Origin of the sequence: Saccharopolyspora sp. NPDC050642 (assembly GCF_040654735.1) — a bacterium.
Classification (GTDB): Bacteria; Actinomycetota; Actinomycetes; order Mycobacteriales; family Pseudonocardiaceae; genus Saccharopolyspora; species Saccharopolyspora elongata.
The window spans coordinates 1-25,019 of the sequence record NZ_JBFAIN010000057.1; the positions used below are offsets into that span (position 1 = coordinate 1).

25 protein-coding genes and 1 pseudogene are annotated in these 25,019 nt (G+C 70.3%); 5 read left to right on the forward strand and 21 right to left on the reverse strand.

What is annotated here, in order from left to right; all coding sequences use genetic code 11:
• Positions 1–40: 40 nt before the first annotated feature.
• From AB0H93_RS41400 to AB0H93_RS41430, 7 genes and pseudogenes are all read right to left on the reverse strand, one after another.
• A complete protein-coding gene (locus tag AB0H93_RS41400) occupies positions 41–535 on the reverse strand; it encodes an MFS transporter (RefSeq protein ID WP_358581754.1) in 495 nt (164 codons plus the stop codon).
• A 76-nt stretch (positions 536–611) separates the two neighbouring features.
• Positions 612–1,415 (reverse strand): annotated as a pseudogene (locus AB0H93_RS41405) (MFS transporter); the annotation flags it as partial.
• 266 nt (positions 1,416–1,681) lie between these two features.
• Positions 1,682–2,875, reverse strand: coding sequence for a TetR family transcriptional regulator (locus AB0H93_RS41410; protein ID WP_358581756.1), 1,194 nt, complete (start codon positions 2,873–2,875; stop codon positions 1,682–1,684).
• A 102-nt stretch (positions 2,876–2,977) separates the two neighbouring features.
• Positions 2,978–3,763, reverse strand: coding sequence for an SDR family oxidoreductase (locus AB0H93_RS41415; RefSeq protein ID WP_358581759.1), 786 nt, complete (start codon positions 3,761–3,763; stop codon positions 2,978–2,980).
• 32 nt (positions 3,764–3,795) lie between these two features.
• The gene (locus tag AB0H93_RS41420; protein WP_358581761.1) at positions 3,796–4,947 is read right to left on the reverse strand and encodes a CaiB/BaiF CoA-transferase family protein; all 1,152 of its coding nucleotides are present in this window, start codon (positions 4,945–4,947) and stop codon (positions 3,796–3,798) included.
• Between the two features lie 43 nt (positions 4,948–4,990).
• Positions 4,991–5,791 carry an enoyl-CoA hydratase-related protein gene (locus AB0H93_RS41425; RefSeq protein WP_358581764.1) on the reverse strand — a complete coding sequence of 267 codons (801 nt, stop codon included), beginning with the start codon at positions 5,789–5,791 and terminating at the stop codon, positions 4,991–4,993.
• 17 nt (positions 5,792–5,808) lie between these two features.
• Complete coding sequence (locus AB0H93_RS41430) at positions 5,809–6,993, reverse strand: FAD/NAD(P)-binding oxidoreductase (protein ID WP_358581766.1); 1,185 nt, start codon at positions 6,991–6,993, stop codon at positions 5,809–5,811.
• On the opposite strand from AB0H93_RS41430, the gene AB0H93_RS41435 reads away from it, so the two are divergent.
• Positions 6,951–7,583 carry an enoyl-CoA hydratase/isomerase family protein gene (locus AB0H93_RS41435; protein WP_358581850.1) on the forward strand — a complete coding sequence of 211 codons (633 nt, stop codon included), beginning with the start codon at positions 6,951–6,953 and terminating at the stop codon, positions 7,581–7,583. The two genes, AB0H93_RS41430 and AB0H93_RS41435, sit on opposite strands and share 43 nt — an antisense overlap.
• A gap of 42 nt (positions 7,584–7,625) precedes the next feature.
• Entirely contained in the window at positions 7,626–9,428 is a 1,803-nt protein-coding gene (locus tag AB0H93_RS41440) for a long-chain fatty acid--CoA ligase (RefSeq protein WP_358581769.1), read from the forward strand.
• 176 nt (positions 9,429–9,604) lie between these two features.
• Here the strand turns inward: AB0H93_RS41440 and AB0H93_RS41445 are convergent, their stop codons facing one another.
• The gene (locus AB0H93_RS41445; RefSeq protein ID WP_358581771.1) at positions 9,605–10,576 is read right to left on the reverse strand and encodes a zinc-dependent alcohol dehydrogenase family protein; all 972 of its coding nucleotides are present in this window, start codon (positions 10,574–10,576) and stop codon (positions 9,605–9,607) included.
• Between the two features lie 83 nt (positions 10,577–10,659).
• Here AB0H93_RS41445 and AB0H93_RS41450 point away from each other — a divergent pair, with 83 nt between their 5' ends.
• Positions 10,660–11,310, forward strand: coding sequence for a helix-turn-helix domain-containing protein (locus AB0H93_RS41450; RefSeq protein ID WP_358581774.1), 651 nt, complete (start codon positions 10,660–10,662; stop codon positions 11,308–11,310).
• Between the two features lie 46 nt (positions 11,311–11,356).
• Here the strand turns inward: AB0H93_RS41450 and AB0H93_RS41455 are convergent, their stop codons facing one another.
• The 5 genes from AB0H93_RS41455 to AB0H93_RS41475 form a co-directional block, all read right to left on the reverse strand.
• Positions 11,357–11,812 carry a hypothetical protein gene (locus tag AB0H93_RS41455; protein WP_358581777.1) on the reverse strand — a complete coding sequence of 152 codons (456 nt, stop codon included), beginning with the start codon at positions 11,810–11,812 and terminating at the stop codon, positions 11,357–11,359.
• A 348-nt stretch (positions 11,813–12,160) separates the two neighbouring features.
• Positions 12,161–12,697 carry a hypothetical protein gene (locus tag AB0H93_RS41460; protein ID WP_358581779.1) on the reverse strand — a complete coding sequence of 179 codons (537 nt, stop codon included), beginning with the start codon at positions 12,695–12,697 and terminating at the stop codon, positions 12,161–12,163.
• 82 nt (positions 12,698–12,779) lie between these two features.
• Entirely contained in the window at positions 12,780–13,046 is a 267-nt protein-coding gene (locus AB0H93_RS41465; protein WP_358581782.1) for a hypothetical protein, read from the reverse strand.
• Between the two features lie 396 nt (positions 13,047–13,442).
• Positions 13,443–14,465, reverse strand: a complete 1,023-nt coding sequence (locus AB0H93_RS41470) for an LLM class flavin-dependent oxidoreductase (protein ID WP_358581784.1) — start codon at positions 14,463–14,465, stop codon at positions 13,443–13,445.
• Positions 14,466–14,646: 181 nt separating this feature from the next.
• Positions 14,647–15,555, reverse strand: coding sequence for a MerR family transcriptional regulator (locus AB0H93_RS41475; RefSeq protein WP_358581786.1), 909 nt, complete (start codon positions 15,553–15,555; stop codon positions 14,647–14,649).
• A 41-nt stretch (positions 15,556–15,596) separates the two neighbouring features.
• Here AB0H93_RS41475 and AB0H93_RS41480 point away from each other — a divergent pair, with 41 nt between their 5' ends.
• Entirely contained in the window at positions 15,597–16,334 is a 738-nt protein-coding gene (locus tag AB0H93_RS41480; RefSeq protein ID WP_358581788.1) for a maleylpyruvate isomerase family mycothiol-dependent enzyme, read from the forward strand.
• An 84-nt stretch (positions 16,335–16,418) separates the two neighbouring features.
• On the opposite strand, the gene rox is transcribed toward AB0H93_RS41480, so the two are convergent.
• Positions 16,419–17,846 carry a rifampin monooxygenase gene (gene rox / locus AB0H93_RS41485; protein ID WP_358581790.1) on the reverse strand — a complete coding sequence of 476 codons (1,428 nt, stop codon included), beginning with the start codon at positions 17,844–17,846 and terminating at the stop codon, positions 16,419–16,421.
• Between the two features lie 544 nt (positions 17,847–18,390).
• Here rox and AB0H93_RS41490 point away from each other — a divergent pair.
• Positions 18,391–18,516 (forward strand): hypothetical protein, encoded by a 126-nt coding sequence (locus tag AB0H93_RS41490; protein WP_358581792.1) that lies wholly within the window; start codon positions 18,391–18,393, stop codon positions 18,514–18,516.
• Here AB0H93_RS41490 and AB0H93_RS41495 read toward each other — a convergent pair whose 3' ends face one another.
• The 7 genes from AB0H93_RS41495 to AB0H93_RS41525 all read right to left on the reverse strand — a co-directional run bounded on the left by AB0H93_RS41495 (position 18,517) and on the right by AB0H93_RS41525 (position 24,690).
• Positions 18,517–18,894 (reverse strand): PH domain-containing protein, encoded by a 378-nt coding sequence (locus AB0H93_RS41495; protein ID WP_358581794.1) that lies wholly within the window; start codon positions 18,892–18,894, stop codon positions 18,517–18,519. It abuts the gene before it with no gap.
• An 89-nt stretch (positions 18,895–18,983) separates the two neighbouring features.
• Positions 18,984–19,769, reverse strand: a complete 786-nt coding sequence (locus AB0H93_RS41500; protein WP_358581797.1) for a DeoR/GlpR family DNA-binding transcription regulator — start codon at positions 19,767–19,769, stop codon at positions 18,984–18,986.
• 179 nt (positions 19,770–19,948) lie between these two features.
• On the reverse strand, positions 19,949–20,896 hold the full coding sequence (locus AB0H93_RS41505; RefSeq protein WP_358581799.1) for a 1-phosphofructokinase family hexose kinase: 948 nt from the start codon (positions 20,894–20,896) through the stop codon (positions 19,949–19,951).
• Positions 20,893–21,756 (reverse strand): class II fructose-bisphosphate aldolase, encoded by an 864-nt coding sequence (locus AB0H93_RS41510; RefSeq protein WP_358581802.1) that lies wholly within the window; start codon positions 21,754–21,756, stop codon positions 20,893–20,895. Before AB0H93_RS41510 ends, AB0H93_RS41505 begins: the two co-directional genes overlap by 4 nt.
• A gap of 5 nt (positions 21,757–21,761) precedes the next feature.
• Positions 21,762–22,907, reverse strand: a complete 1,146-nt coding sequence (nagA, locus tag AB0H93_RS41515; RefSeq protein ID WP_358581804.1) for an N-acetylglucosamine-6-phosphate deacetylase — start codon at positions 22,905–22,907, stop codon at positions 21,762–21,764.
• Positions 22,904–23,797: an ROK family protein gene (locus AB0H93_RS41520; RefSeq protein WP_358581806.1), complete on the reverse strand. Its 894-nt coding sequence runs from the start codon at positions 23,795–23,797 to the stop codon at positions 22,904–22,906. The genes nagA and AB0H93_RS41520 overlap by 4 nt, the downstream gene beginning before the upstream one ends.
• Complete coding sequence (locus tag AB0H93_RS41525; protein WP_358581809.1) at positions 23,794–24,690, reverse strand: SIS domain-containing protein; 897 nt, start codon at positions 24,688–24,690, stop codon at positions 23,794–23,796. The genes AB0H93_RS41520 and AB0H93_RS41525 overlap by 4 nt, the downstream gene beginning before the upstream one ends.
• Positions 24,691–25,019: the final 329 nt, after the last annotated feature.

Consider the following 25,019-nt stretch of genomic DNA (forward strand, 5'->3'; position numbering starts at 1 on the left):
ACACCACCCCCCGGATCATGCAAGCGACTGGGGGACAAAGTCATGCCGGACCTGGCGACCAGGGCTCCAAGATCAGAGCCACGAAAACGGTAACGGGGACGGCGGCCGCCGCGTCGGCCGCCATGAATGCGGCGACGTTGCGCTCCGGCCCGATCACCCATGCCGCCAGCAGCGCCGCGACCACCAGGATGACGCCGAGGATCGCGAAGCCGACCTGGTAACCCGCGAGCGGCGTCGCTGCGACGTTCACCAGCCCGCCGAGCATCAACGGTGCGAAGATGCCGCCGAGGCTGTAGAAGGCGATGATCGCGCTCATCGCGGTGCCACGTTGCTTCGGTGGGACGACGTCCGAGACCAGCGCCCACGCCACACCCTGCGCCCCGACGATCAGCGACGCGCCGACCACCAGCAGGCCGATCTGCGCCGGGCCTCGCTCGAACAGCATCCACACCGAGGTGCACGCGCCGCCGACCGCGATGAGCGCGCAGGGCAGCAGGCCGCGAGACGCTCGTGCGGTGGCTCCGCGCTTGGTCATCGCCCGCGAGACCGCCCCCGAAGACGATCATGAGCACGGCCCCGCACAGGTAGGTCAGCGCGATGAGCCATCCGGTGGTCGCCGCGTCGTACCCGGCGCCCTGGCGCAAGGCGAGCGGCAGCCAGCTGATCTTCACCGCCGCGGTGCAGTACGTCGCGAGGAACAGCAGCGCGACGCCGACGACGGTGCCGGAGGTCAGCAGCCGCCGGTACGGCACGTGCTCCGGGAGCCTCGTCGGTTCCTGCTCGCCATGCCCGACCGCCTCCGGTCCGTCACGCCCGACGATCAGCCACACCAGCACCCACGTCAGCCCGACGATCCCGGCGACGGCGAATGCGGCGTGCCAGCTGAAGTTCAGGATCACGGCCGTGATCACCGGCGCCGCGATAAGCGGACCTATGGAGGTCCCGGCCGCGACGATCGACGTCGGCAGCGCCCGCTTCTCCGCGGCGAACCAGCTGTGGGTCACGCTGAAGGCCATCGCGGCGCTCGGCCCCTCGGCGAAGCCGAGCACCATCCGCGTGATGAGCAGGACGGTGAAGCTCGTGCTCCAGATCATCGGAAGCAGGCTGAGCGCCCAGATCAGCGCGACCCCGCCGAGCAGCCAGCGGGCCGGCACCCGCCCGGTCAAGTAGCCGCCGAGGATCGCGCCGACCGCGAAGAGCCAGAAGAAGGCGCTCTGGACGAGGCCGAACTGTCCGGCGTCGATGCCGAGGTCCCGCATCAACTCGACGCCGGCGAGACCGACGATGCCCTTGTCGGCGAAGTTGAGGAGCAGGAACGCGCAGAGCATCGCCACCACGATCCAGGCCCGCGACCTGGAAGCCGAGCGACGCGAATCGGACGGGGGCGTTGCCGAAGACAAGCGGTCAACAGCCATTGGCGGCCTTCCTCGGAAGATGGGTGATTCCCGGCGGGGACTCGGCCCCGCGCGATTCCGGGGCGCTGACCTCTCGGAATGCGGATCACGGACCGTACCGCCGAGAAGAAGTGAACCACCATTCGAATCACTGCACAAGAATTCGCTCAAATAGCGGTTAACTTAATCCAGGTTTTCGGAGCTCGGCTCGCAGGCGGTATCGAATCAGAACTCACGTGTTCGACGCCCCACCGAACGATGGCAGACGGAGATGCGGCGCGTTCCGATCAGCCTGCTGCACCGGGCAGGTCGAGAACCGTGCGGCCGAGCGCCACCACGTCGTCCCGGTGAGCGGGCCGGCGCCACACCTCGCTGGTGCGCGAAAGCGTGTTGACAACGGTCTGCGCGGCGTGGACGAGGAGCTTGGCCTCGGCAGGGTCCAGCTCGGGCCGGTGGGCGTTGAGCAGCGACGTCCACTCGGTCACGTAGTCGCGCTGCATGCGACGGACCTTCTCCCGCTCCTCGGCGGGTACGTTGACGATCTCGTTGAGCAGGGCGCTCATCGCGGCGCCGTGCTCCAGGCTGATCCGGACGAAGGAGCGCAGCACGGCGTCGAGCGCCTGCCCCGGTTCTTCGGACAGGTCGAGCGCTGCGGACAGGTCGAACAGCAGCGCTTCGAGGCAGCGGGTCAGCGCAGCGACGAGGATCGCCGCCTTGTTGGCGAAGTGGTAGTAGAGGGTCGAACTTGCCAGCCCCGCAGCGCCGGCCGCGATGTCCTCCATCCCGACGGCGTCGTAGCCCCGCTCGGCGAAGAGCCTGGTAGCCGCGGCGAGCACCGCCTCGTGCCGCGAAGCCGGGGACAACCGCCCGCGCGAGACCGACGGCTGCTCCTCTGCGGCGTCGGGGTGCGGCCGCACCTCCTGCGATCGGCAGATGGTCATGCCCAGTTCGACCGTCATGAGCCTGGCACGCGCCGGATCGAGCTTGCCCGCGTAGTTGCCCATGGCGGTGAAGGCGGCGAGCGTCGCCCGCAGCAGCAACTCGACGGCTTCCGGGGACAGCTCCGGCCGTTCCGCCGCGACGGCGGTCCGCAGCGGCTCGATCGAAGCGAGATACCGTCCCGTCAACTCGTTCCGCTGCTCCTCCGGCAGGTGCACGATCACGCGGTCCCAGAGCACCCCGGCATGGCGGTGCTCCAGCACACCGGCCGCCACGGCGTCGAGCAGCTCACGCAGGTCGCCGTGCTCGCCGCCGAACGCGCTGGCATCCTTGTCGATCGCGTCGACGACCGTGGCGTAGAGGAGTTCCTGCTTGCCCCGGAAGTGCCGGTACAGGGCAGGGCCCGAGATACCGACCACGTCCGCGATGTCCGACATTCCGACGTTGTGGTAGCCGGAAACCCGGAAACGCTCCGACGCGGTGGTGATGATCTGCTGCTTCCGGTCCCGCGGACGAGTGTTGCGCGGACGGGTACCAGTCATCGGGTTCGCCGCCCCCAGTTCGCGGTTCTGCACTGCAAGACCACGATGTTAACAGCTGTTCGGTCGGCCGGTGCGCGGCGGATGCCCGCCGGACGAGCCCGTTCAGCTGTGGAGGTGGACGATCTGGCCCGACATGCCGCGGGACTCCGGTGACGCGAGGTAACGCGCGAGTCGGGCGACCTCGGCCTCGGTGCCCACGCTGCGGAGGATCTCCTCGGCTCGCGCGGTGTCGCGCTCGGAGACCTCGCGGGCGCGCTGGCGCAGCCGGGCCGTCGCGATGGGCCCCGGCGCGATGCAGTTCGCCCTGATCCCTTGTGGGGCGAGGTCCTTCGCCAAGTACCTGGTGTAGTGCATGACGGCGGCCTTGGTGATCCCGTAATGCGCATAGGTGCCCTGCTCGCTCGGGCGGACTCCGGTCACCGAGCCCATGGTGACGATCGCGGGGTCGGTGCCGCGGACCAGTGCGGGGAGAGCGGCCCGCACCGTGGTGATGGTCCCGTGGAGGTTGCGGCGCAAGACCGCGTCCAGCTCGTCGAGGTCGATCGCCGAGGCCCGGTTGCCGTCGAACGGACCGGAGCCACCTCCCGCGTTGCACACGAGCGCGTCGAGCCGGCCCCATTCGTCGACGATCCGCGCGACGAGGCGTTCCACGGACTCGGCATCGGTCGTCGAGGTTTCGGCATGGATCACCCGCGCGCCTGCGGCGGCGAGCTCGGCGACGACGTTATCGGTCTGCTCGTCCTCGAACTCGCGGAACCCGGCGAAGTCGGTGTCCACGACCGCCACGTCGTAACCGTCGCGAGCGAGTTCGAGCGCGACGGCCCTTCCGATTCCGCGTGCGGCGCCGGTCACCAGCGCCTTCGTCCTGCCGTTGTTCTCGTTCTGCATGTTCCGTCCTGACTCGAATTGGCCCGGATCCGTCATCTGACAACGCCTTTCGCCCGCAGGCCGGCGATCACGTCCGGCCCGTACCCCGCTGCCGCCAGGACTTCGTCGGTGTCGGCCCCGATCACCGGCGCGGGAACGGGCTCCGCAGCGGGCGTGGCGGAGAACCGCGGCGCGGGAGCGGGCTCGATCCCGCCCGGGCCGGTGCGGAAGGTGCCTCTGGCGGCGTTGTGCGGGTGGTGCGGGGCTTCGGAGAGGGAAAGCACGGGTGTCACGCACGCGCCGCGTCCGTCGAAGGCGTGCTCCCACTCGTCGCGGGTGCGGGTCGCGAACACCTCCTCGAGGGTCTTGCGCATGGCGGGCCACGCCGCGCGCCGGCGCTGCTCGGCGAAGTCCGGGTCATCGACGAGACCGAGGACTTCGAGCAGGGCGGCGTAGGACCGGCCGTCGCCGATGCCGAGAGCGACGTGGCGGTCGTCGGCGCAGCGGTAGACCCCGTACCAGGGCCTGCCACCGTCGATGCTGTTGCGCTCGCGCTCGTCGCGCCACGTCCCGTTGTTCAGGAATCCGTGGACCATCGCGAGCAGGGTGGCCGAGCCGTCGCTCATGGCGGCGTCGACCACCTGCCCGCGGCCGGTCGTCCGCGCGCTGATGATCGCGCCGAGCAGGCCGAAGGCCAGCAGCATCCCGCCGCCGCCCATGTCGCCGATCAAGTTGAGCGGTACGGCGGGCTCGTCGGCGGGGCCGATGGCGTGCAGCGCGCCGGTGAGCGCGATGAAGTTGATGTCGTGGCCCGGCTCCGCGGCGAGCGGGCCGTACTGCCCCCACCCCGTCATCCGGCCGTACGCGAGTCGCGGGTTGCGGGCCAGCAGGGCTTCCGGCCCGAGGCCGAGCCGCTCCGCGACTCCTGGCCGGAAGCCTTCGACCACCGCGTCCGCGCCGTCGACCAGCGCCATGACGACTTCGCCGCTCTCGGGGTGCTTGAGGTCGATCGTCAGCGAACGGCGGTTGCGGTGCAGGACCGGGTGCGGGTTGGGTCGGCCGGCGTCCTGCGGACGGTCGATGCGGATGACGTCCGCACCGAGATCGCCGAGCAGCATGCCCCCGAACGGGCCGGGACCGATGCCGCCGAGTTCGAGCACCCGGACGCCCGCCAACGGCCCCGCGGCCCCATCTTTCGCAACCATCGCAATGCTCATCGGTTTCCTCGTCCGGTCGTTCTCGATCGCGTCATGACGGCCCAGCACCCGCGAAGCGCGGTGCGCGCTTCTCCACGAAGGCCAGCCGCGCCTCCTCCGCGTCCGGGGACGCCGCGCACACCGCGAACTGCTCCGCCTCCAGCGGCAGGTAGTCCCCGAGCGAAAGGCTCAGCGCCGCTTGCAAGTTGCGCCTCGCCGCGGCGATCGCGGTCGGCGAGTACGACGCGAGAAGCGTGGCGACCGAGGTCACCTTCGCCGAGAGCTCTTCCGGCTCGACGACGTCGTTCACCAGGCCCCACCGCAGCAGCTCGGCGCCGCGCAGCTTGGGCGAGAGCAGCATGAGCTCCTTGGCCTTGTTCGGGCCGACCAGCCTGGTCAGCTGCCACGGGGCGGCGAGGTCTCCGCCGAAGGCCACCTTGACGAAGGCCGTGCTCATCACGACTGTCGTGGCGGCGTACCGGAAATCGCAGTTGAGCGCGAGCGACATCCCGGCACCCGCGCAGCCGCCGCGGATCTCCGCGACGCTGGGGGTGTTCATCTCGTGGAGGAACGTGACCAGCCGCGCGTAGTGCATCAGCGAGGTGCGCCCGCGCAAGTGGTCGCCTCGCGGGTACGGCGGCGGGTTGGTGTCCGAGTTGTCCCTGCCCACGCAGAAGTGGTCGCCGGTGCTGGTGATGATCACAGACCGGATGCTGCGGTCGTTCTCCGCTCGTTCCAGGGAATCCAGCAGCCCGTCGGCCATCTCGATGGTGAAGGAGTTGCGGCGCTCGGGGCGGTTCATCGCGATGGTGGCGACGCCGTTCTCTGTTCGGTAGACGACAGTGTCCGTCATGGGTCCGTCCTCATTGGTCAGGAATCTTGGTGGGCGGGCCAAGACGCCCGCTCGACGACCTTGGCGCGCAGGGCTCTGGCCTGCCGGGGCATGTTCCACGCAACGGCCGAGGCGATCCGGCCGCCCTCGCTGTGGACGCCGGCGAACGGACCCTCGTCGAGGTTCCCCTCGACGACGGTGAAATCGGCGGCACCCGACGTTCGGCCGTAGGCCTGGATCTTGACGTCGTACTGGTCGGTCCAGAAGTACGGGACCGGTGCGAAGGGGACGCGCCGACCGAGCAGGGTGCGCACGGCCGCAGCGCCCTGCTCAGTGGCGTTCATCCGGTGCTCGACGCGCATGCGGCCGTGGTCGGGATGCATCCACGAGGCGACGTCACCGGCACCGACGATGCCGGGCGCTGCCTCGCAGTACTCGTCGCACAGCAGCCCGTCTCCGAGGGGCAATCCGCTCCCCCGCAGCCACTCGACGGCGGGCACCGACCCGATCGCCACCAGCACGACCTCGGCGGGCAGTTCCGCGCCGTCGTCGAGGGCGACGCCGACCAGCCGTCCCCGTTCCCCGGCGAATCCGACGACGCCGGTGCCGCACCGCACGTCGACCCCGTTCTCGACGTGCAGCCTGGCGACCCTGCCCGCGATGTCGGCACCGAGCTGACGCACCATCGGGGCGCTGAGCGGGTCCACGAGCGTGACTGCACAGCCGAGTTCGCGTGCGACCGCCGCAGCCTCGGCACCCAGGAAACCGGCACCGACGACGACCACCCGTGGTGTGGCGGCCAGTGCGTCCCGCAGCGCGAGTGCGTCCTCGATGCCGCGCAGGACGTGGACTCCGTCGAGATCGTGCCCGAACGGGAGGCGTTTGGGGCGCACCCCGGTCGCCACGACGAGACCGTCGAACGGGACAGGATCGCCGTCGGCCAGCTCGACGTTGCGGGTCGAGACGTCCAGGCCGACGGCCCGGCTGCCGAGCCGCCACTCGGCTTCGAGGTCGTCCAGCACCGCCGGGGGCCGGAGCGCGAGGCGATCGGGCGCCCACTCCCCGCTGAGGACCTGTTTGGACAGTGGTGGCCGGTCGTAGGGCGGGTGCCGTTCGTCGCCGATCACGGTCAGCCGACCGGTGAACCCTTCCCGGCGCAGGGTTTCGGCCGCGGTGAGGCCTGCGGCGGAGGCACCCACGACGACCACGTTCGACAGCGTCATCGGTCGCGTCCTTCGGAGATGGTGATCACGCTCTTCAGAGGCTCGACGCGTTCTTCCGCGACGCGCGCACGATCGTCGTCGACCTCCTCGAAGTACCCCAACCGATCATCGCAGCGGTCAACGGGCCCGCGATGGGGCTCGGCGCCACCCTGGCGGTCCTCTGCGACGTGGTCTACGCCTCGACGACCGCGGTGATCGCCGATCCGCACGTGACGGTCGGCGTGGTGGCGGGCGACGGCGGTGTCGTGGCGTGGCCGTGGCTCGTCGGGATGGCACGCGCCAAGGAGTACCTGCTCACCGGGGACAAGCTCGACGCGGCCGAGGCCGAGCGGATCGGCCTGGTCAACCGCGTCTTCGAGCCCGACGAACTGCTCGACCGGGCGCACGCGCTCGCGCGCCGGCTGGCCGACAGCCCGGTCCGGGCCGTCCAGGGCACCAAGTCCGCGCTGAACACCATCCTCCGCGACACCGCGAACCTCGTCCTGGACAAGGCGCTCGTGAGCGAGAAGGAGTGCTTCGCCTCCGGGGACCACGCGCGGGCCGTCGAGGCCTTCCTCGCCGCACGCGCGCGGGAGAAGGCGAAGGCGTAGGGCAACGGCAGCTCATCCCCAAGTCCGCACGGAGAGGTGCGAATGTCAGAAATGATGTCCCTTCCCGACGTCGCGATGGCGTCGAGCATGTGCGAGGTCTTCCAGGCCACGGTCGCCGCGCGGCCGGACGTCGTGGCACTGCGCGCCTCCGACGGCGGGCAGGCGATCACCTGGCGGGCCTACGGCGAGCAGGTCGGGCGGATCGCGGCCGGGCTGGCGGGGCTCGGCGTCCGCCGCGGCGACACCGTCGCCCTCATGCTCACCAACCGGCCGGAGTTCCACCTGGTCGACGCGGCCGTCATGCACCTCGGGGCGACCGCGTTCTCCGTCTACAACACCTTCACCGCGGAGCAGGTCGCGCAGCTGTTCACCAATGCGGGCAACCGCATCGTCGTGTGCGAGCGGCAATTCGTGGCGAGGATTCGCGAGGCCGCTGACATCCATCCGGTCGAGCACGTCGTGTGCGTCGACCCCGTCGACGGCATGCCGAGCCTCGACGACCTGGTCGCCGCAGCGGATCCGGGGTTCGACTTCGAGTCGGCGTGGCGGGCCGTCACCCGTGACGACGTGCTCGCGTTGATCTTCACCTCCGGCACGACCGGCGAACCGAAGGGCGTCGAGCTCACCCACGCCAACATCCTCTTCTCCGTCGCCGGGAAGGCATCGCACCAGCAGGACGTCCTCGGTGCCGGCACCGAGGAGCGGGTGATCTCCTACCTCCCGGACGCGAACCTCGCGAACCGCTTCGCCGCTCACTACGTACCGATGGCGACCGGCGCGACGGTCACCGACGTCCGCGACGGCAGGACCGTGCTCGACGTCTTCCGCGAGGTGCGGCCGACGACGTTCATGGGCGTGCCGATGATCTGGTACAAGCTCAAGGCGTCGATCGACAACGCGATCGCCGGGAGGCGGGAGCTGGCCGAATGGGCGCTCTCGATCGGCAAGGCCCGGGTCCGGCACGAGCTCGCGGGCCGCCCCGTGCCGTCCCGGCTCGCCGCGATCGGCGAACTCGCGGATCGCGAGGTGCTCGCGCCGCTGCGGCGGGAGTTCGGGATCGACGAGCTCGGTTTCGCCACCTCGGGCGGGGCACCGATCGCGCCGGAGGTGCTGGAGCACTTCCTCGCGCTCGGCGTGCGGGTGTGCGAGGTCTACGGCCTGACCGAGACCGCGGCCTCCGGGATCGGCAACGACCCGCGGCGGATCAGGCGCGGAACGGTCGGGCAACCCCGGCCGGGCGTCGAGGCCAGCCTCGGTCCCGACGGCGAACTCCTCCTGCGCAGCCCTGGCGTGATGCGGGGCTACCGCAACGACCCGGGGAAGACGGCGGAGGCGATCGACGCCGACGGCTGGCTGCACACCGGTGACATCGCCACCATCGACGCCGAGGGGTACGTGTCGATCGTCGACCGCAAGAAGGACCTGATCATCAACTCGTCGGGCAAGAACCTCTCGCCCGCCAACATCGAGAACGCGATCAAGCTCGCTTGCCCGCTGCTCGGCTCCGTCGTGGCGATCGGAGACCGCAGGCCGCACGTCGTCGCGCTGCTCACGCTCGACCCGGAGCAAGCGACCGCATTCGCCGACGCCCACGGCATCGCGGACCGCTCCCCCGCCGCGCTGGCGAACGACCACCGGGTCCAGGAGGCCGTGGCCGACGGAGTTGCCCGCGGAAACGCCAAGCTCTCCCGCGTCGAACACGTGCGGGCCCACACCGTCCTCCCGGTGTTCTGGGAGGCCAACAGCGACGAGCTCACCGCAACGACCAAGGTGCGCAGGCGGATCGTGAACGAGAAGTACGCCGCCGAGATCGACCAGCTGTACACCGGCGGGACGAACCGATGAAAGGCTCCCGAAAACGAACTGCGCTCGAAGACGGAGTCTGTCCTATATAGACGGTGCTCGAAGAATCCCATCACCGCGGGCTTGGAATGCACGCCGAAGGCGAAGCGATTCTGCCCTCTTGTGTTCTCGCTCAAGCACGATCTAGCGGGTGGCTGAGCCATAGGCAGCAGCGTGCTCTAGCTCCCCGAGGGCATGAGCACGATTCTGCCGAATACTTCGCCGGCGTCCATTTTCCGGTGGGCCAGCACAGCTTGCTCCAACGGCAGCACCTCGTGCACAACCGTGTCCAGTTCGCCGCGACTTGCGGCGGCGAACAGCTCGGCGGTCACGGCCTGTCGGTCGGCTGCAGGCACGGTGTTGGCGCTGAAGGTAGCGAACGACATCGACTTCTGGAACGCCGCGAACATCTCCATGGCGAAGTCCGTCGGCGGGTCACCTGCGACTGCGCCGACGACCACCATGCGACCGTTCGGGTTGAGCTTGGCGAAGAACGAAGGCAGCTCCGCGCCGGCGACGATGTCGATGATGACGTCGTAGCCTGCGGGAGCGTGCTCACCTCCCTCGCCTGCGCGGTCCAGCACGTGGGTCGCGCCGAGCTTGCGCAGCCGATCGCCACGTTCGGGTGACGACGTTGTGACAGCCACCGCGCTGGCACCACCACGAGCCGCGAGCTGGACCGCCATGATCCCGATGCCACCGGCCGCGCCGCGCACCAGCACCGTCTCGCCGGGAGCGAAGTGGGCATGGCGAAGGCCGAAGTGGGCCACCGCTCCGGAGCTCCCGAGCGTCACCGCCTCGGTGGCCGACATGGTCGCCGGGAGGGGGAGGAGCGTCGCGGCCGGGGCGATCGCTTGCTCGGCGTAGCCGCCGCCCACGCCGGTGAAGGCCCACACGCGCTGACCGACCCATGATGTGTCGACGCCATCGCCGACCGCGGCCACGGTGCCCGCTATCTCACCGCCGAGGATGTGACCGTCCTTGAAGCCGTAGGCGGCGAGAGCGCCGCTTCGGATCACGGCGTCGACGCCGCCGACGCCGATCGCCTCGGTGGTGATCAGCACCTGCCCGTCGGCGGGACTCGGGGTGGGGAGGTCGATGACCGCGAGGCCCTCGGGACTTCCGAACGCCTGCACCGCAACTGCTTTCACTGTCGTCTCCGTGCTCTGGAATCGATCGGGACTCGCCAGCGGACAGTAACGGACGCCACCGTCCGTTTGGCTAAAGTGAGAGTGTGCCCGATCGTTTGCCTCACATCCTGCGCTCCGATGCCCGGGACAACCGCGAACGCATCCTCGACGCGGCTCGTGCGGTGTTCGCCGCCGAAGGTCTGAACGTGCCGATGCGGGAGATCGCCCGGCGCGCCGGGGTCGGCCCCGCCACCCTGTACCGCCACTTCCCCACCAAGGAGATGCTGGCCACCGAGGCTTTCGCGGACCAGATGCGCGCGTGCTACGCCATCGTCGACGAGGGGCTCGCCGACCCGGATCCGTGGCACGGCTTCTGCCTGCTGATCGAGAAGCTCTTCGAGCTGCACGCACGCGACCGAGGCTTCACCACAGCCTTCATGTCGACCTTCCCCAACGCGATGGACTTCGCCACGGACCGCGAACAGGCATTGAGGTCGATCGCGGAATTGGCCCGCCGCGCCAAGGACACCGGTCGCCTGCGCCCCGACGTCGTCCTGGACGACCTGATCCTCGTACTCATGGCCAACAGCGGCATCCAGGCCACTTCCCCAACGGCCCGCGTCGCCGCTTCCCAGCGCTTCGCCGCGCTCGCGATCCAGGCGTTCCAAGCCTCGTCGCCGACGCCAGATCGACAGGAGATGGCATCATCCGAACCCCTCACCGGCGTGAACGGCACACCATTCCGCAGCGGATGACGAAGACGTCAGCGTTCCGGTAAAGCCGTCAGCGCCGTGGGCTGGTTCATGCCGGCGGCATCTTCCCCGGGTACGGCGCCTCGGGCCGGAGCGCTTGGAGCCGGTCGATCTCCGCGCGGGAGAGCTGACCGTTGCGGGCCTTCTTCGCGACCGACATGGCGGCGACATCGTTTCCGACGGCCTGCGGCGCGTTCAGCATCCGTCCATCGTGGACGTTGCGCGAGTGCTGTTGCATGATCGCCCACGCGTAGACGGCGCGCTGTTCCTTGGTGCTCCCTGCGAATTGCTTGATCAGCCAGATCAGGACGAAGAGGAACGCGATGGCGACGAGGAGCATCACGACCCCGGCTCCGGGGCCCGCTTCGTCGCCCGGATTGGGAGGCGCGAAGAGGACGTACGCTCCCCCGGCTCCGCAGAGGACGATCATCAGCAGGGAGAACACGATCTGCGTGATCCAGTACCCGCTGCCTTTGTAGACGCGCGTTTGCTTGGCTTCGGTCATAGCGGGTACTCACTGTTCGAGAGAGGGTCGGGAGGCCGTGGTCGCGGCGGAGTCGCAGCGCGCAGTTCGGCGGCCGAGCTTCTGGCCAAGCCACTTCCCTTCGCCGAGCGGACTTCGGCTTCGTGCGCCGAGCGCTCGCCAGCTGCGCGAGGACTAGCCGCCTGGGACCGCTTCGAGGGCTTGAAGCTGTGATGCGCTCCAACCATAGATCGGAACTCCCGCCGATCTGGCGAAAACCCCAACGTGCGCGCTTCATCACAGCGCGAGCAGGAGGCCGGGAACGGCCCGCCGGCCACCTGCCGGGGAAGTGTTCCCACGTGCAGGTGGCCGGCGGGTGTCCGGAGTGCTTCAGCCGGTGACCGCGTGGTGCCCCTCGACGGCGACCGGAGTCGGCGCGACCGGCAGGTCTTCCGCCCCGCCCTGCGACCCGGCTGACGGAGTCGTACCCGACGACGGCGGCTTCACCACCGGCGGCTTGCCTGCGGGCGGCCCGGACGCGGGCGGCTGGCCCACCGGCGGCTGCTCCGCCGGCGGCTGACCTGCCGGCGGTTCATCTGCCGGTGGTCCCGCCGCGGGCGGCTCATCCGCAGGAGGCCCGGCCGCGGGCGGCTCATCTGCGGGCGGCTCATCCGCACCGGGGTGATCCACGATGGGAGCGTTCGTGCACTCGGAGTTCTGCGGGGAGCCGATGGGCACCACCGCGCCGAGAACTCCGACGTTGTTGCCGCACAGCTGGACCGGTAGCACGCTCAGGTTGTTGTCGTTGCCGATGTTGATGCCGTCGTTGTCGGCGCTGTCGGCCGACGCAGGCGTTCCACCGACGAGCAGGCCGGCACTGGCCGCGAGAACGACGGCCCTGCAGGCCGTCTTGCGCACAGATCGCATCGGTTTCCCCTCTTTTCCTTCTTCCATGCGGAAATTCCCATCTGCGGCCGGGTCACCGCAGGTGGACCTGAGTGCCCAGCGGCTATTTCGCCGGCCGGGACAACGCGAGGCCGGGCGGAACGACCTCCCGGGCCGCCGAACCTGACTCGGGATCGGTTGGCGCGGTGGGGAATTCGGCGGAGGTCGTGACGTCGCCCTCCGTGCCCGGGTCCATCACGTGGACGGGGCGCTCGGCCGACGCGGTGCCCGCGCAGGCGATGAGCGGCGGGTACGCCAAGCCCGGCGCGGCGGCCATCTGCGGCCTCACCGCGCGTGCGGTGCCGCTAACGGCGATGCGACGAAGGCTCATGATCGGCTCCTTGCCACACTGGCGTACCGTTCGCAGCGGGCTCCGGCGAACCGCAGCCGGGAAGCGCCTGTGCGAACACCTGATCAGGGATCAAGCGCTCGTGGAAGCTATCCCGCGTTTCCAACGGTCGCCACGCAAGCGGGACAGCGCGACCGGCAACCGGCCATCATCGCCTGACCAGCAGAAATGAATGTGTGTCGCACTCAAATTCGGGGCAGAAGCCCAGTTTTGATCACCCGTTAGAGCGGCGCAGTTACCTCTACTGGGCGACAATCACCGCATTCAAAATCCGGCCGGCGCGTCTTTCACCGGCCCCGTCGAGCGGGGACGTGCGGGGCCGGAGGACGGCTTCGGCAGCGGGATTCGCGGCCGAAGCCGTCACCTGGCAGGTGGCGGTCAGCGCCAGCCGAGGGCGGGTGCGACGTGGGTGAGGATGCTGTCCAGCACGTGGCTGTTGTAGTCCACCCCGAGCTGGTTGGGCACGGTCAGCAGCAGCGTGTCGGCCTCCGCGATCGCCTCGTCCTCGGCCAGCTGCCGCACCAGCACGTCGGGCTCGGCGGCGTAGGTGCGGCCGAAGATGGACCGCGTGTTCTCCTCGATGTAGCCGACGTGGTCCGCGCTGCCGCTGTCGCGGCCGAAGTACGCGCGGTCCAGGTCGTTGGTGAGCGCGAAGATGCTGCGCGACACCGACACGCGCGGTTCGCGCTGCCACCCGGCATCGGCCCACGCCTTGCGGAACGCCCGGATCTGCTCGGCCTGCTGCACGTGGAACGGCGCCCCGCCCTCGTCGTCCTTGAGGGTCGAGCTCATCAGGTTCATGCCGAGCTTGGCCGCCCACACCGCGGTGCCGTTGGAGGCGGCGCCCCACCAGATCCGCTCCCGCAGCCCCTCGGAGTGCGGCTCGACGCGCAGCAGCCCGGGCGGGTTGGCGAACATCGGGCGCGGGTTCGGCTCGGCGAACCCCTTGCCTTCCAGCACCTTCAGCAGCACCTCGGTGTGGCTGCGGGCCATGTCGGCTTCGGTCTCGCCCTCGTTCGGCCGGTAGCCGAAGTACCGCCACCCGTCGATCACCTGCTCCGGCGAGCCGCGGCTGATGCCGAGCTGGAGCCTGCCGCCGGAGATCAGGTCCGCCGCCCCGGCGTCCTCCGCCATGTACATCGGGTTCTCGTACCGCATGTCGATCACGCCGGTGCCGATCTCGATGCGCGAGGTCTTGGCGCCGATCGCGGCCAGCAGCGGGAACGGCGAGCCCTGCTGCCGGGCGAAGTGGTGCACCCGGAAGAAAGCACCGTCGGCACCGAGCTCCTCGGCCGCCACGGCGAGGTCGATGGCCTGCAGCAACGAGTCGGAGGCGGTCCTGGTCTGCGAATGCGGAGTGTCGGACCAGTGCCCGAACGACAGGAATCCGATGCGCTTCATAACACCTGCAACACCCCGACCCACGGCCTGATTCCGCAACCGACGAACGACGCCGTCACCGCAACCGGCAACGGAACGCGCTGCATCGATATGACCAGAGAGCGCCCGCATTCAGGGGTCGTTCCAGAATGCTGCGCGGGCACGCGTACAGGCCGGGTGGAGCCATGCTGAAGCGACCCGCCTAGCTCGCGGTGCGGGCCAGGGCATCGAGCAGCCAGGTGTGCGCGACGCCGACCGGCGCGGGTTCGCCCGTGATCTCGCCGGCGAGGTGCCAGTAGCGGCGCAACCGCGGGTGCCGGTCGGCGGCGGTGCGCTGGTTCAGCGCGCGCCGGAACTCCGGGGTGTCGCGGGCACCGCGCGCGGAGGCGTGGGCCGCGACGAACCGGTCGAGCGCGGGACCCGGCTGTGGCCGAGCCCCGGCCGCCACCTGGGGGAACGCCAGCTCGCAGGCCGCAGCGACGGCGGCGTGGAGCGTGCCGAGGTCGGCGATCCGGTCGTGGTCGACGAGCGTGCTGGCCCGCAGCTGGGTGGCGAGCGCGCGGTCGGCGGCGAGCATCGTCAACTCGGCGTACGCGACGACCTGCGCCGGGGTCGGCAGCTCCGGCGGGCGCGGCGCGCTGATGTCGAGGAACATGCCGACCGCGTCCGGCGGGATCGGCCCGGTGATCATCGGGCGCCAGAGGCGGACGAGGGCATCGTGCACGGAAAACCCGTCCTGCACCGCGGAAAGCAGTTCGAGCCGCGCGGCACGGTCGGCGGCTGGCGCCTCCTCGACCGCGCGGAGCGCCGAGCGCCGCCAGGCCTGCGTCGCCAGCTCGCGGTCGAGCGCGGCCCGCTCGGCGGCCACGGCGTCGACGAGGGAACGCCGGCCGGTGAGGACGTCGTCGATCGACCGCAGTCCCAACCCGAGCCCGCGCAGCCGCCGGACCAGGTTCAGCCGGTCGACAGCGGCCGCGTCGAACCGGCGGTGCCCACCGACGCTGCGCACGGGCTCCAAGAGCCCCTCGTCGCAGTAGAAGCGGATCGTGCGGACGGGAACGCCGGTCCGACGAGCCAGGTCACCGATCCCGAATGTGTCCCCGGTCACCATCGGTTGAACCTCCAGCCGAGTGGAATTCCTACGGTACGCCCATGGATGTCGCACAACTCGTCAAGGGACTGCACGAGCGCACCGCCGGTTTCGCCGAGGCGGTGGCCGGCGCCGACCCGAACGCCCGGGTGCCCACGTGCCCGGAGTGGCCGCTGCGGGTGCTGGTCGGGCATGTCGGCCAGGCGCACCGCTGGGCGGCGGGCATCGCCCGGTCCGGGCCGACCCCGGTACCGGACCCGTTCGACGCGGACCCCGGCTCCCCGGAGGACTGGTCCGACTGGCTCCACGAGGGTGCCTCGATCCTCGCCGACGCGGTGCTGTCCGCCGATGATCGTCCAGTGTGGACGTTCCTCGGGCCGCGGCCGGCGACGTTCTGGCTGCGCCGGATGCTCCACGACACGACGGTGCACCACGCGGACGCAGCGCTGGCCACGGGTGCCGCGTTCGAAGTCGCGCCGGACCTCGCGGCCGACGCGATCAGCGAATGGCTGGAGGTGCTGTCCGATCCGGTCGCGCAGACCGTCAAACCGGCCTTCGCCGAACTGCGCGGCACCGGCCAGACCCTCCTGCTCCGCCCCGACACCGGCTTGGGCTGGCTGATCACCCGCACCCCCGACGGCGTGCGGTGGACACGCGCCACGGAGACCGCGGACACGGCGCTGGCCGGTCCGGCGAGGGACCTGCTGCTGGTGCTCACCCGACGACTGCCGATCGACCAGGTCACGATCACCGGAGACCGCAACCTGGCCGATCACTGGCTGGCGCGCACGGCGGCTTGACATCGGCCTGCCACCATCGTCCACAAGAGACGCTGACCTGCTCGGGGTCGGCACGTCGGGACGAGGTGGAGCACACCTGCGAGCTCAGCCGACTGCGGCGCCGAACCAGCGCGGCAGTCGGCTGAGCAGATCCTGCTGATCGTCACCGACCCAGGCCACGTGGCCGTCCGGCCGCAGCAGCACGGCGGGCACGTCCAGTTCCTCGCTGGCGTCGACGACGTGGTCGACCCGGTCCACCCAGCCCGCCACCGAGAGCAGGCCGGTCTGGTCGAGCAGCAGGCCACGGCCACCGCGCATCAGCTCGTAGAGGCGCCCCCGCTTCAGCGTCACGTCCCGCAGCCGCCGACCGAGCAGGTCATGCCCCTCGCCGAAGTCGTAGCGGATGTCGATCGCGGTCATCTTCTCGATCAGGTACCGGTTCACCGCCTCGAAGTCCATCAGTTCCGACACCAGCCGGCGCACCGCCTGCGGGCCGGGCTCGGTGGACAGCAGCTCCATCTGGGCGCGCGTGTTGTCCAGCACGGCAGCGGCCACCGGGTGCCGTTCCGCCTGGTAGCTGTCCAGCAGTCCCTCCGGTGCCCAGCCGGCGAGCTCGGCGGCCAGTTTCCAGCCGAGGTTGAACGCGTCCTGGACGCCGAGGTTGAGCCCCTGCCCGCCCATCGGCGGGTGGATGTGCGCCGCATCGCCGGCCAGCAGCACCCTGCCGACCCGGTATCGCTCGGCCAGCCGGGTGGCGTTGCCGAAGCGGGACAGCCAGCGCGGCGAGTGCACACCGAAGTCGGTTCCGACGAACACCCGCAACTGCTGCCTGATCTCCTCAAGGGTCGGCGGGACCGAGCGATCTTCGGCCACCGCCGCGGCAGGCACGACGACGCGGTAGAAGCCGTCGCCGGCGGGCCCGGCGCCGACCAGCCGATTGGTTTTGCGGATCTCGGCCACCACTTCGGCCACCGTCTCCGGCGGCGCGGTCACCTCCAGCTCACCCAGCAGCATGTCGGTCGTGGAGGGCTCGCCGGGGAAGGCGACGCCGAGCAACTTGCGCACCGTGCTGCGGCCACCGTCACAGCCGACGAGGTAGCGCGCACGCAACCGCGTGCCGTCGGCCAGCTCGGCGGTCACCCCGTGGTCGTCCTCGCTCAGCCCGACCAGTTCGCAGCCGCGCCGGATCTCGGTGCCGACCTCCATGGCGTGCTCGGCCAGCAGGCGATCGGTGATGGTCTGCGGGATGCCGAGGACGTACGAATGCGCGGTGTCCAGTCCGTCTGGCGACGGCTTGGTGATACCGGCGAAGAAACCGTGGAGCGGATACTCCTTGCCGTGCGCGAGAAACCGCTCCAGAAGGCCGCGCTGGTCCATGATCTCGATGCTGCGCACGTGCATGCCGAGCCCGCGGATGTACTTGGTCGGCTCCGCCTCCTTCTCCAGCACGAGCACGTGCACACCGTGCAGCCGCAGCTCACCGGCCAGCATCGAGCCGGTCGGCCCGCCACCGGCAATGATCACGTCGAACATGAATCCCCGATTCAGCAAGGTTGCGTTCGGCCAGCTGCCCCGCACATCCGACGGCGCACGCCCGCGAGCACATTTCCGCAGGTTCTGGCTTCGGTCGGAGATTCTGCGGCACCACCCGGGTCTTGCCGCAAGCCCCCCGGTGCGCTATATGTTGAAGTGGGAGGGGAACACATTCCCCACTTCTTTGCCCGATGTGGACGAATGAAATCCCCTCAGAACCCGAAGAGGAGCGATGCAGCCGTCCAGGCCCGCTCCGGATCGTCCTCTTTTCCGGGCGCCCTCGCTGAGCGGTCGTTTTCAGAATGGCTCCGCCCAGCTCACCCGAAGGCGCTCACCGCCTGGCACCGGTGGCGATTTCGCGCGAAATCGATCATCGAATCGACCCCCGAGAACCGTCGTCCAGCAGCCGGACGAGACCGCATCAATGGTCACGGTTCGAAGCGCACGGTGAACTTCTCGTCCAGCCCGAACGCATCATCCTGATCCATGACCCTGATCAGCGCCGACGAGATCTTCCCGAATTCTTCGGGCGCCCAGGAAGGCCTTGCTGGACCCGGAATTCTCCGAAATCCAGTTCCCGCGCAAGGACGTCGTGCAGGTCCGGCTCTGCTCGGATCAGAGCGCCATCGATGACGACGCGCACTCCCCGCACCTCCAGGTTCGGGCTTGATCAGCGTGCGACGTAGGCGCTCATCAGGGCCTGGACCTCGTAGACGTCGACGCCCTTGCCGAACTGCTTCGTGATCGGCTCGGCCGTGCCGGAGAGCCAGATCTTCAGCTCCGCGTCGAGGTCGAAGGTGCCGGCGGTCTCGACGGAGAAGTGGGTGATGCTGCGGTACGGGATCGAGTGGTACTCGACCTTCCGGCCGGTCATGCCCTGCTTGTCGACGAGGACCAGGCGCCGGTCCGTGAAGAGAAACGAGTCCCGGATCAACTGGTACGCGGCATGGATCTCCTCCCCCTGCGCCAGCAGGCGCCCGAACTCCTGCGCTGCCGCACGGGGGTCGACCCGCGAAGCGTTGCCCATCATCCCGTCGAAAAGTCCCATGCTCGCTCTCCCCAGCGAAGATCGGATGCTCCACGATCACACTAACGAAAACGCCGGGTGCCCGACGGCGCCCCTCCAGCCTGCGTCGCTCACACCGCTTTGACCGGCACTCCCGCGGCGTCGAAGCGCTGGATGAGTTCGGCGGGCGCGTTCGAGTCGGTCAGCAGCATGTCGATCGACTCCACCGGGCAGATGTGGGCGAAGGCGCTGCGGTCGAGCTTGGAGCTGTCGGCGACGACGACCACGCGGTCGGCGCGTTCGGTCATGAGGCGGTTGATGCTGGCTTCGGCCTCGTTGTGCGCGAACGCGCCGCGCGACGGGTCGACGGCGTCCACGCCGAGGAACACGATGTCGAGGGTGATCTCCTCGAGGAGGTGGGTGCCGAGCGGCCCGGTGAGTTCGAACGACTGCGGTCGCGCCACGCCTCCCGTCACCACGATCTTCACCTGGGGCCTGACGACGAGCTCGTTGGCGATGTTCAGGGCATTGGTGACGATGGTCAGCGAAGTGCGTTCGCCGGAGTCGCCGATATCGGCGCGCGACACGAGGCTGCGCGCGATTTCGGTGGTGGTCGTACCTCCGTTGACCCCGACCACCGCACCCGGCGCGACCATCGCCGCAGCCGCTCGGGCGATGCGCCCCTTCTCACGCGCGTTCCGGGCGGCCTTGTAGCGCAGCGGCAGGTCGTAGGAGATGTTCTGGGCGACGGCTCCGCCGCGCGTGCGGGTCAGCAGCTGCTGCTCCGCGAGGTGATCGAGGTCGCGGCGCACCGTGGCCGCAGAAGCGTTGAGCTCTTCGGCGATCTCGTCCACTGTGACCTTGCCTCGTTCCCCGAGCAGGTCGAGCAACGCGGACAGTCGCGCATGCCGGTCCACCGGTGTCCCCCATCCTTCGGCCGAACGCAGAATCGATCACTCCACGGCCAGTATCGCTCATAAACGCTCACGTGGTGACAGGTGTTCCAATCAGGTCCGGCGCGAGCGGCCATCCAGCAGGTCCTGCTGCGCCGAATCCTGAGGCCCCTTTTCCTGCCCGTCGAGCCGCTTTCATGCAACTACTCGAGATTCCGGCGCGTTCCGTCGGCGGCCAGCGGCTCGATCGTGATGTTGTCGGCGATGTCCCGGAGGACGCGGTGGTCGAGCGTTCCCGCGACCGGCGCGGCTGCTGCGGCCGCTGACCACGCAACGGCATTGCGCAGGCGCTCGGGCCAGGTCTCCCGGCGCATGATGCCGGCGGCGAACGCCGCCACCACCGCGTCACCGGCACCTGTCGGATTACCGCTGACCGCGAAGGGCGGCGCTGCGCGCCAGAACCCCTCATCGGTGGCTGCGAGCAGTCCGTCCGGGCCGAGGGAGACGATCACGGCTGCCGCGCCGCGGTCGCGCAGCTGCCGAGCTCCGCTGAGCGGGTCGTCATGTCCTGTCGTTTCGCGGAGTTCGGCGGCATTGGGCTTGACGAGGTCCGCGCCGGCTTCAGCCGCCGCCAGCAGCGCGGGGCCTGTGGCATCGACCACGGCGGGCACCGAGCGGGCATGGGCGTCCCGGACCAGCTCGGCGTAGCTGCCCGCCGCGCACCCGGGCGGCAGGCTTCCCGAGCACACGAGGACCGAAGCGGCGGTCAGCCGCTCGGCGACGAGGTCCCTGAGCCGCTGCCAGTCCTCGCCTCCCAGGGGGCTGCCGGGCTCGTTGAACAGCGTCGCCTCGCCTGCGTCCGCTTCGGCGATCACCGCGATGGTCTTGCGGGTGGGAGCGGACACCGGCAGCAGCGCGTGCTCGATCCCGGCAGCGGTGAGGTCATCGCGGATCACGTCGCCGAGGACGCCCCCGACAGGGGCGGCAACGAGCGTCGGGACGCCCTGGCCGTGCAGCACCCTGCTGACGTTGAGGCCTTTGCCCCCGGCGCGTTCGTGGACGCTGCGGACGCGGTGCGATTCTCCGGGGTGGACGTGCTCCACCCGGTAGCTGACGTCCAGCGCGGGGTTCGGGGTGACGGTGATGATCATCCGGTCGCATCCTGGGGCAAGCCGGTGCCGAGCCGCAAGATCCCGAGCAGGCGTGCGGTTTCCGCCGCGAGGGCGTCCTTGCCCGCAGTGAGGTACTTGCGCGGATCGACCAGGCTCGGGCTGCCCGCCAGGACCCGCCGCACCGACTCCGTGAACGTCTTGTTCAGGTGCGTGGAGATGTTGATCTTGGTCATTCCGCTGCGGATGGCGAACCCGAGGTCCTCGTCCGACACGCCCGAAGAACCGTGCAGCACGAGGGGAACGCTCAGCGCGTCGTCGAGCCGCTCGATGAGCTCGAAGTCGAGCGAGGCGTCGCGCGTCACCATCGTGTGCGAGGTGCCGACCGCGACGGCCAACGCGTCCACGCCGGTGGCGGCGACGTAGTCGACGGCCTCGCGCGGATCGGTGCGGGCCCCCGGCGCGTGGACGCCGTCCTTGCCGCCGACCTCGCCCAGCTCGGCTTCGATCCAGAGCCCGGCGTCGTGGCACCTGGTCACGACGGCGCGCGTGCGGGCCACGTTCTCCTCGTAGCTCTGCTTCGAGGCGTCGAACATCACGGAGCCGAACCCGAGCTCGATGGCCTCGGCGACCAGATCCTCGGACTCGGCGTGGTCCAGGTGCACGGCCACCGGCACCTCGGCCCTGCGGGCGCGGGCGAGCGTCGCGCATGCGATCGGCTCCAGCGCGCCGTGGTAGCGCGCGCAGTTCTCGCTGATCTGCAACACCACCGGGGCCCCCGCGCGCTCGGCGCCGGCCACCAGGGCATCCGCGTGTTCGAGCCCGATGACGTTGAACGCACCGACCCCGAGACCGGTGCGGACGGCGGCGTCGACGACGCTGCCGGTGCCGACCAAAGGCATGGCTGCTACCTCTCTTCAGTGTGGTTGATGACCGGGTTGCCGCGCGCGAACACGGCGTCGACGAGGAGGTCGTCCGTGAGCACGACGAGGTCGGCCGGGCGGCCGGGAGCCAGCGAGCCGGCTTCGCCGCCGAGCCCGACGGCGCGGGCGGGAACGCTCGTGATCGCCGCGAGCGCGTCGAGGAACGGGATTCCGATGGCGACCGCGTTGCGCAACGCGCGGTCGAGCGTGAGCGTGCTGCCGGCGAGCGAATCGCCTTCTGCCAGGCGGGCTTCGCCGCCGCGCACCCGGACGGTCTCCTCGCCGAGGGGGTAGGTGCCGTCGTCCAGACCGGCGGCGGCAATCGCGTCGGTGACCAGCGCGGTGCGCCCTGATCCCGCCGCGCTCGCCGCCGCATGCGCGATCGCCGGGTGCAGGTGGAGTCCGTCGACGATGAGCTCGATCGTGACCCCGGCCGCCGCCAGCAGGGCGGGCACCGGCCCGGGACGGCGGTGGTGCTGCGGCCGCATCCCGTTCCACAGGTGGGTCGCGACGGTGACCCCGGCGTCCACGGCCGCGCGGGTGAGTTCGTAATCGGCGTCGGTGTGCCCGATCGCGGCGGTGGCGCCGCTGTCGACGACCTGGCGCACCGCGTCCAGACCGCCGGGCAGCTCGGGCGCGAGGGTGACCATGCGGACCGCACCATCACCGGCGTCGAGCAATCGGCGCAGATCCGCCGCGGCCGGTGCGCGCAGCAGCGACGGCGGGTGGGCACCGCAGTGCGCGGCGGCCAGGAACGGGCCTTCGAGGTGCACCCCGGCGATGAGCCCGTCCTGGACCGACTCGGCGAGCTCGGCGACTTTCCGCTCCATCACCCGCAACGGAGCGGTGACCAGCCCGGCCACCAGCGTGGTCGTTCCGTGGGCGCGGTGGAATTCGACCGCCCGCCGCCCTCGTTCCCGGGTCCCGTCCTGGAATGCGGCTCCCCCGCCACCGTGCACGTGCATGTCGACGAAACCCGGCACCAGCCACCGATTCCGCAGGTCGACGTCGACTGGCTTCGGCGCCGGCCCGGCCCCGATGGAAGCGATCCGGCCGTCGCGCACCTCCACCCAGCCGGGATCGAGGACGGCGGAGTCCGCCGCGACGACCTTGCCGCCGCCGAGAATCATGTCGTCCCCACCAGTTCGGCGGCGAGCAGCGCCGCGCCCAGGCTGCCCGCGCAATCGCCGAGCGCGGCGGGCACGATCCGCGGCGTGCGCTGGAGGTTCCAGTCCTCTTCCACGCGACGGGTGAGCGGGTCGAACAGCAGCGGCCCGGCCTGAGACAGGCCACCGCCCACCACGACGACCTCCGGCGCCAGCAAGGCGGTGAGCCAGATCAGCGCGCCGCCCAGCGCATCGACCGCCTCGTCCCAGACGGCGGTGGCGACCGGGTCCCCTGCGGCGACGCGCCTCGCCACGTCCGCCGCGCCCGCCACCGGAGTCCCGGTCCGGTCCTGGTAGCGCCGGCTGATCGCGCCCGCGGAGGCGACCTCCTCCAGGCGAATCCGAGCCGAGATCGGGACCTGCCCGATCTCCCCCGCGTATCCGCCTGCGGCGTAGACCCGGCCGGATTGCACGTGCGCCGCCGAGATTCCGGTGCCGACCGGGAGGAACACGGCGTCGCTCGCCTCCCGGGCGGCACCGAGCCGGTGTTCCGCCAGCGCCCCGGCCCGGACGTCGTGGCCGAAGGCGACCGGCAGCCCGATCCGCTCCGCGAGCAACGAGGCGAACGGCACGTCCGACCACCCCAGGTTCCCCGAGAACACCGCGACGCCCCGGGACTCGTCGACGATCCCCGGCACGACGAAGCCCACGGCCGCCGGCGCGGTGTGCTCGGAGAGGTCGGCGACGAGCGAAGACGTCAGGTCCAGCACTCGCTGGGCCGTGTCGGACGACGGCGGCGGCGTCGCGCGGCGCCGCTGCGCCAGCACCGTCCCCGATGCGTCGACCAGCACCGCTTTCGTCTCGGTCCCGCCCACGTCGACACCGACCACGGGGCCGCCGGCGCTGTCCGTCACATGTCGTCCAGGACGATCGACCGGGTCAGGTTGCGCGGGTTGTCCGGGTCCAGCTCGCGCTTCACCGCTGCGGCCACCGCGACTCGCTGGGCGAGCACCAGGTGCGCCATCGGGTCGCGCTGCCCGCTGTCGACGAAGTCGGCTCCGGCCGAGGAAACCTCGGCGGCGAGCCCGGTCGGGGTCTCGCCGAACATCCAGGTCACCCGGCCGGGTTCGGCGATGCTGATGGGGCCGTGCCGGTACTCCATGGCCGGGTACGCCTCCGACCACAGGCCCGCGGCTTCCCGCACCTTCAGCGCCGCCTCGTGCGCCAGCCCGACCGTCCAGCCCTTCCCGAGGAAGGTGATCTGCTCGCTGGCCGGGAGCGCGCCGAGCTCGGCGTCCAGCATGGCGCGGGCGTCCGCGACGGCCGCGGTCAGATCCGCTCCGAGCGAAGCTCGGAGCAGGGCCAGCGCGGTCGTCGCGAACCGCGTCTGCACCACGGACTGCTCGTCGGCGAACTCCAGCGCGACCAGCTCGTCGCAGACCTCCGCGATGGGCGCGGTGGGAACGGCGGTGATCCCGACCGCGGGCACCGTGCCCTTCAGCCGCCGCAGGAGTTCGAGCACCTCCGTGGTGGTTCCCGAGCGGCTGATCACCACCACGCGGTCGTAGGGCCGGCCGGCGGGCATTTCGGATGCGGGGAACGCGTCCGTCACGCCCTCGCCGGCGGCCTCCCGCAGCGTCGCGTACGCCATGGCCATGAACCACGAGGTGCCGCACCCGGCCACGGCCACCCGCTCACCGCGGGCCGGCAGCACGCCGGCCACCTCCCGGGCCAGCTCCGCGGCGCGCAGCCAGCATTCCGGCTGGCTGTCGATCTCGCCGTCCACGAGATATCCGCCAGACGTCATCAAGTCCTCCAAAACCTGTCGTTGCCGCGGCGAGCTCGTTCTCCGGTGCGCCGCCGAACGACGGCGCGGCGGGAGGCCGGGCACTGCCGAACCGCCACGCGGAGTCCGTCGCAGCGCGCCACGCCGCCAGACTAGATGCCCGAATTTGATCGAACAAGAGACTAATCAATCAATATCAATCATCGTACAGCCTCGGTCACCGCCACCGCAGGAGCCGCCGACTTGCGGTGACGATCACCGAGAAGAAGCCTTGCGTAGCGCCCCGACCACACGGAGTCACCGGATCAAGCGCATTGACCAGTGTGTTCCAAGGAATGCGGACCGAGGTA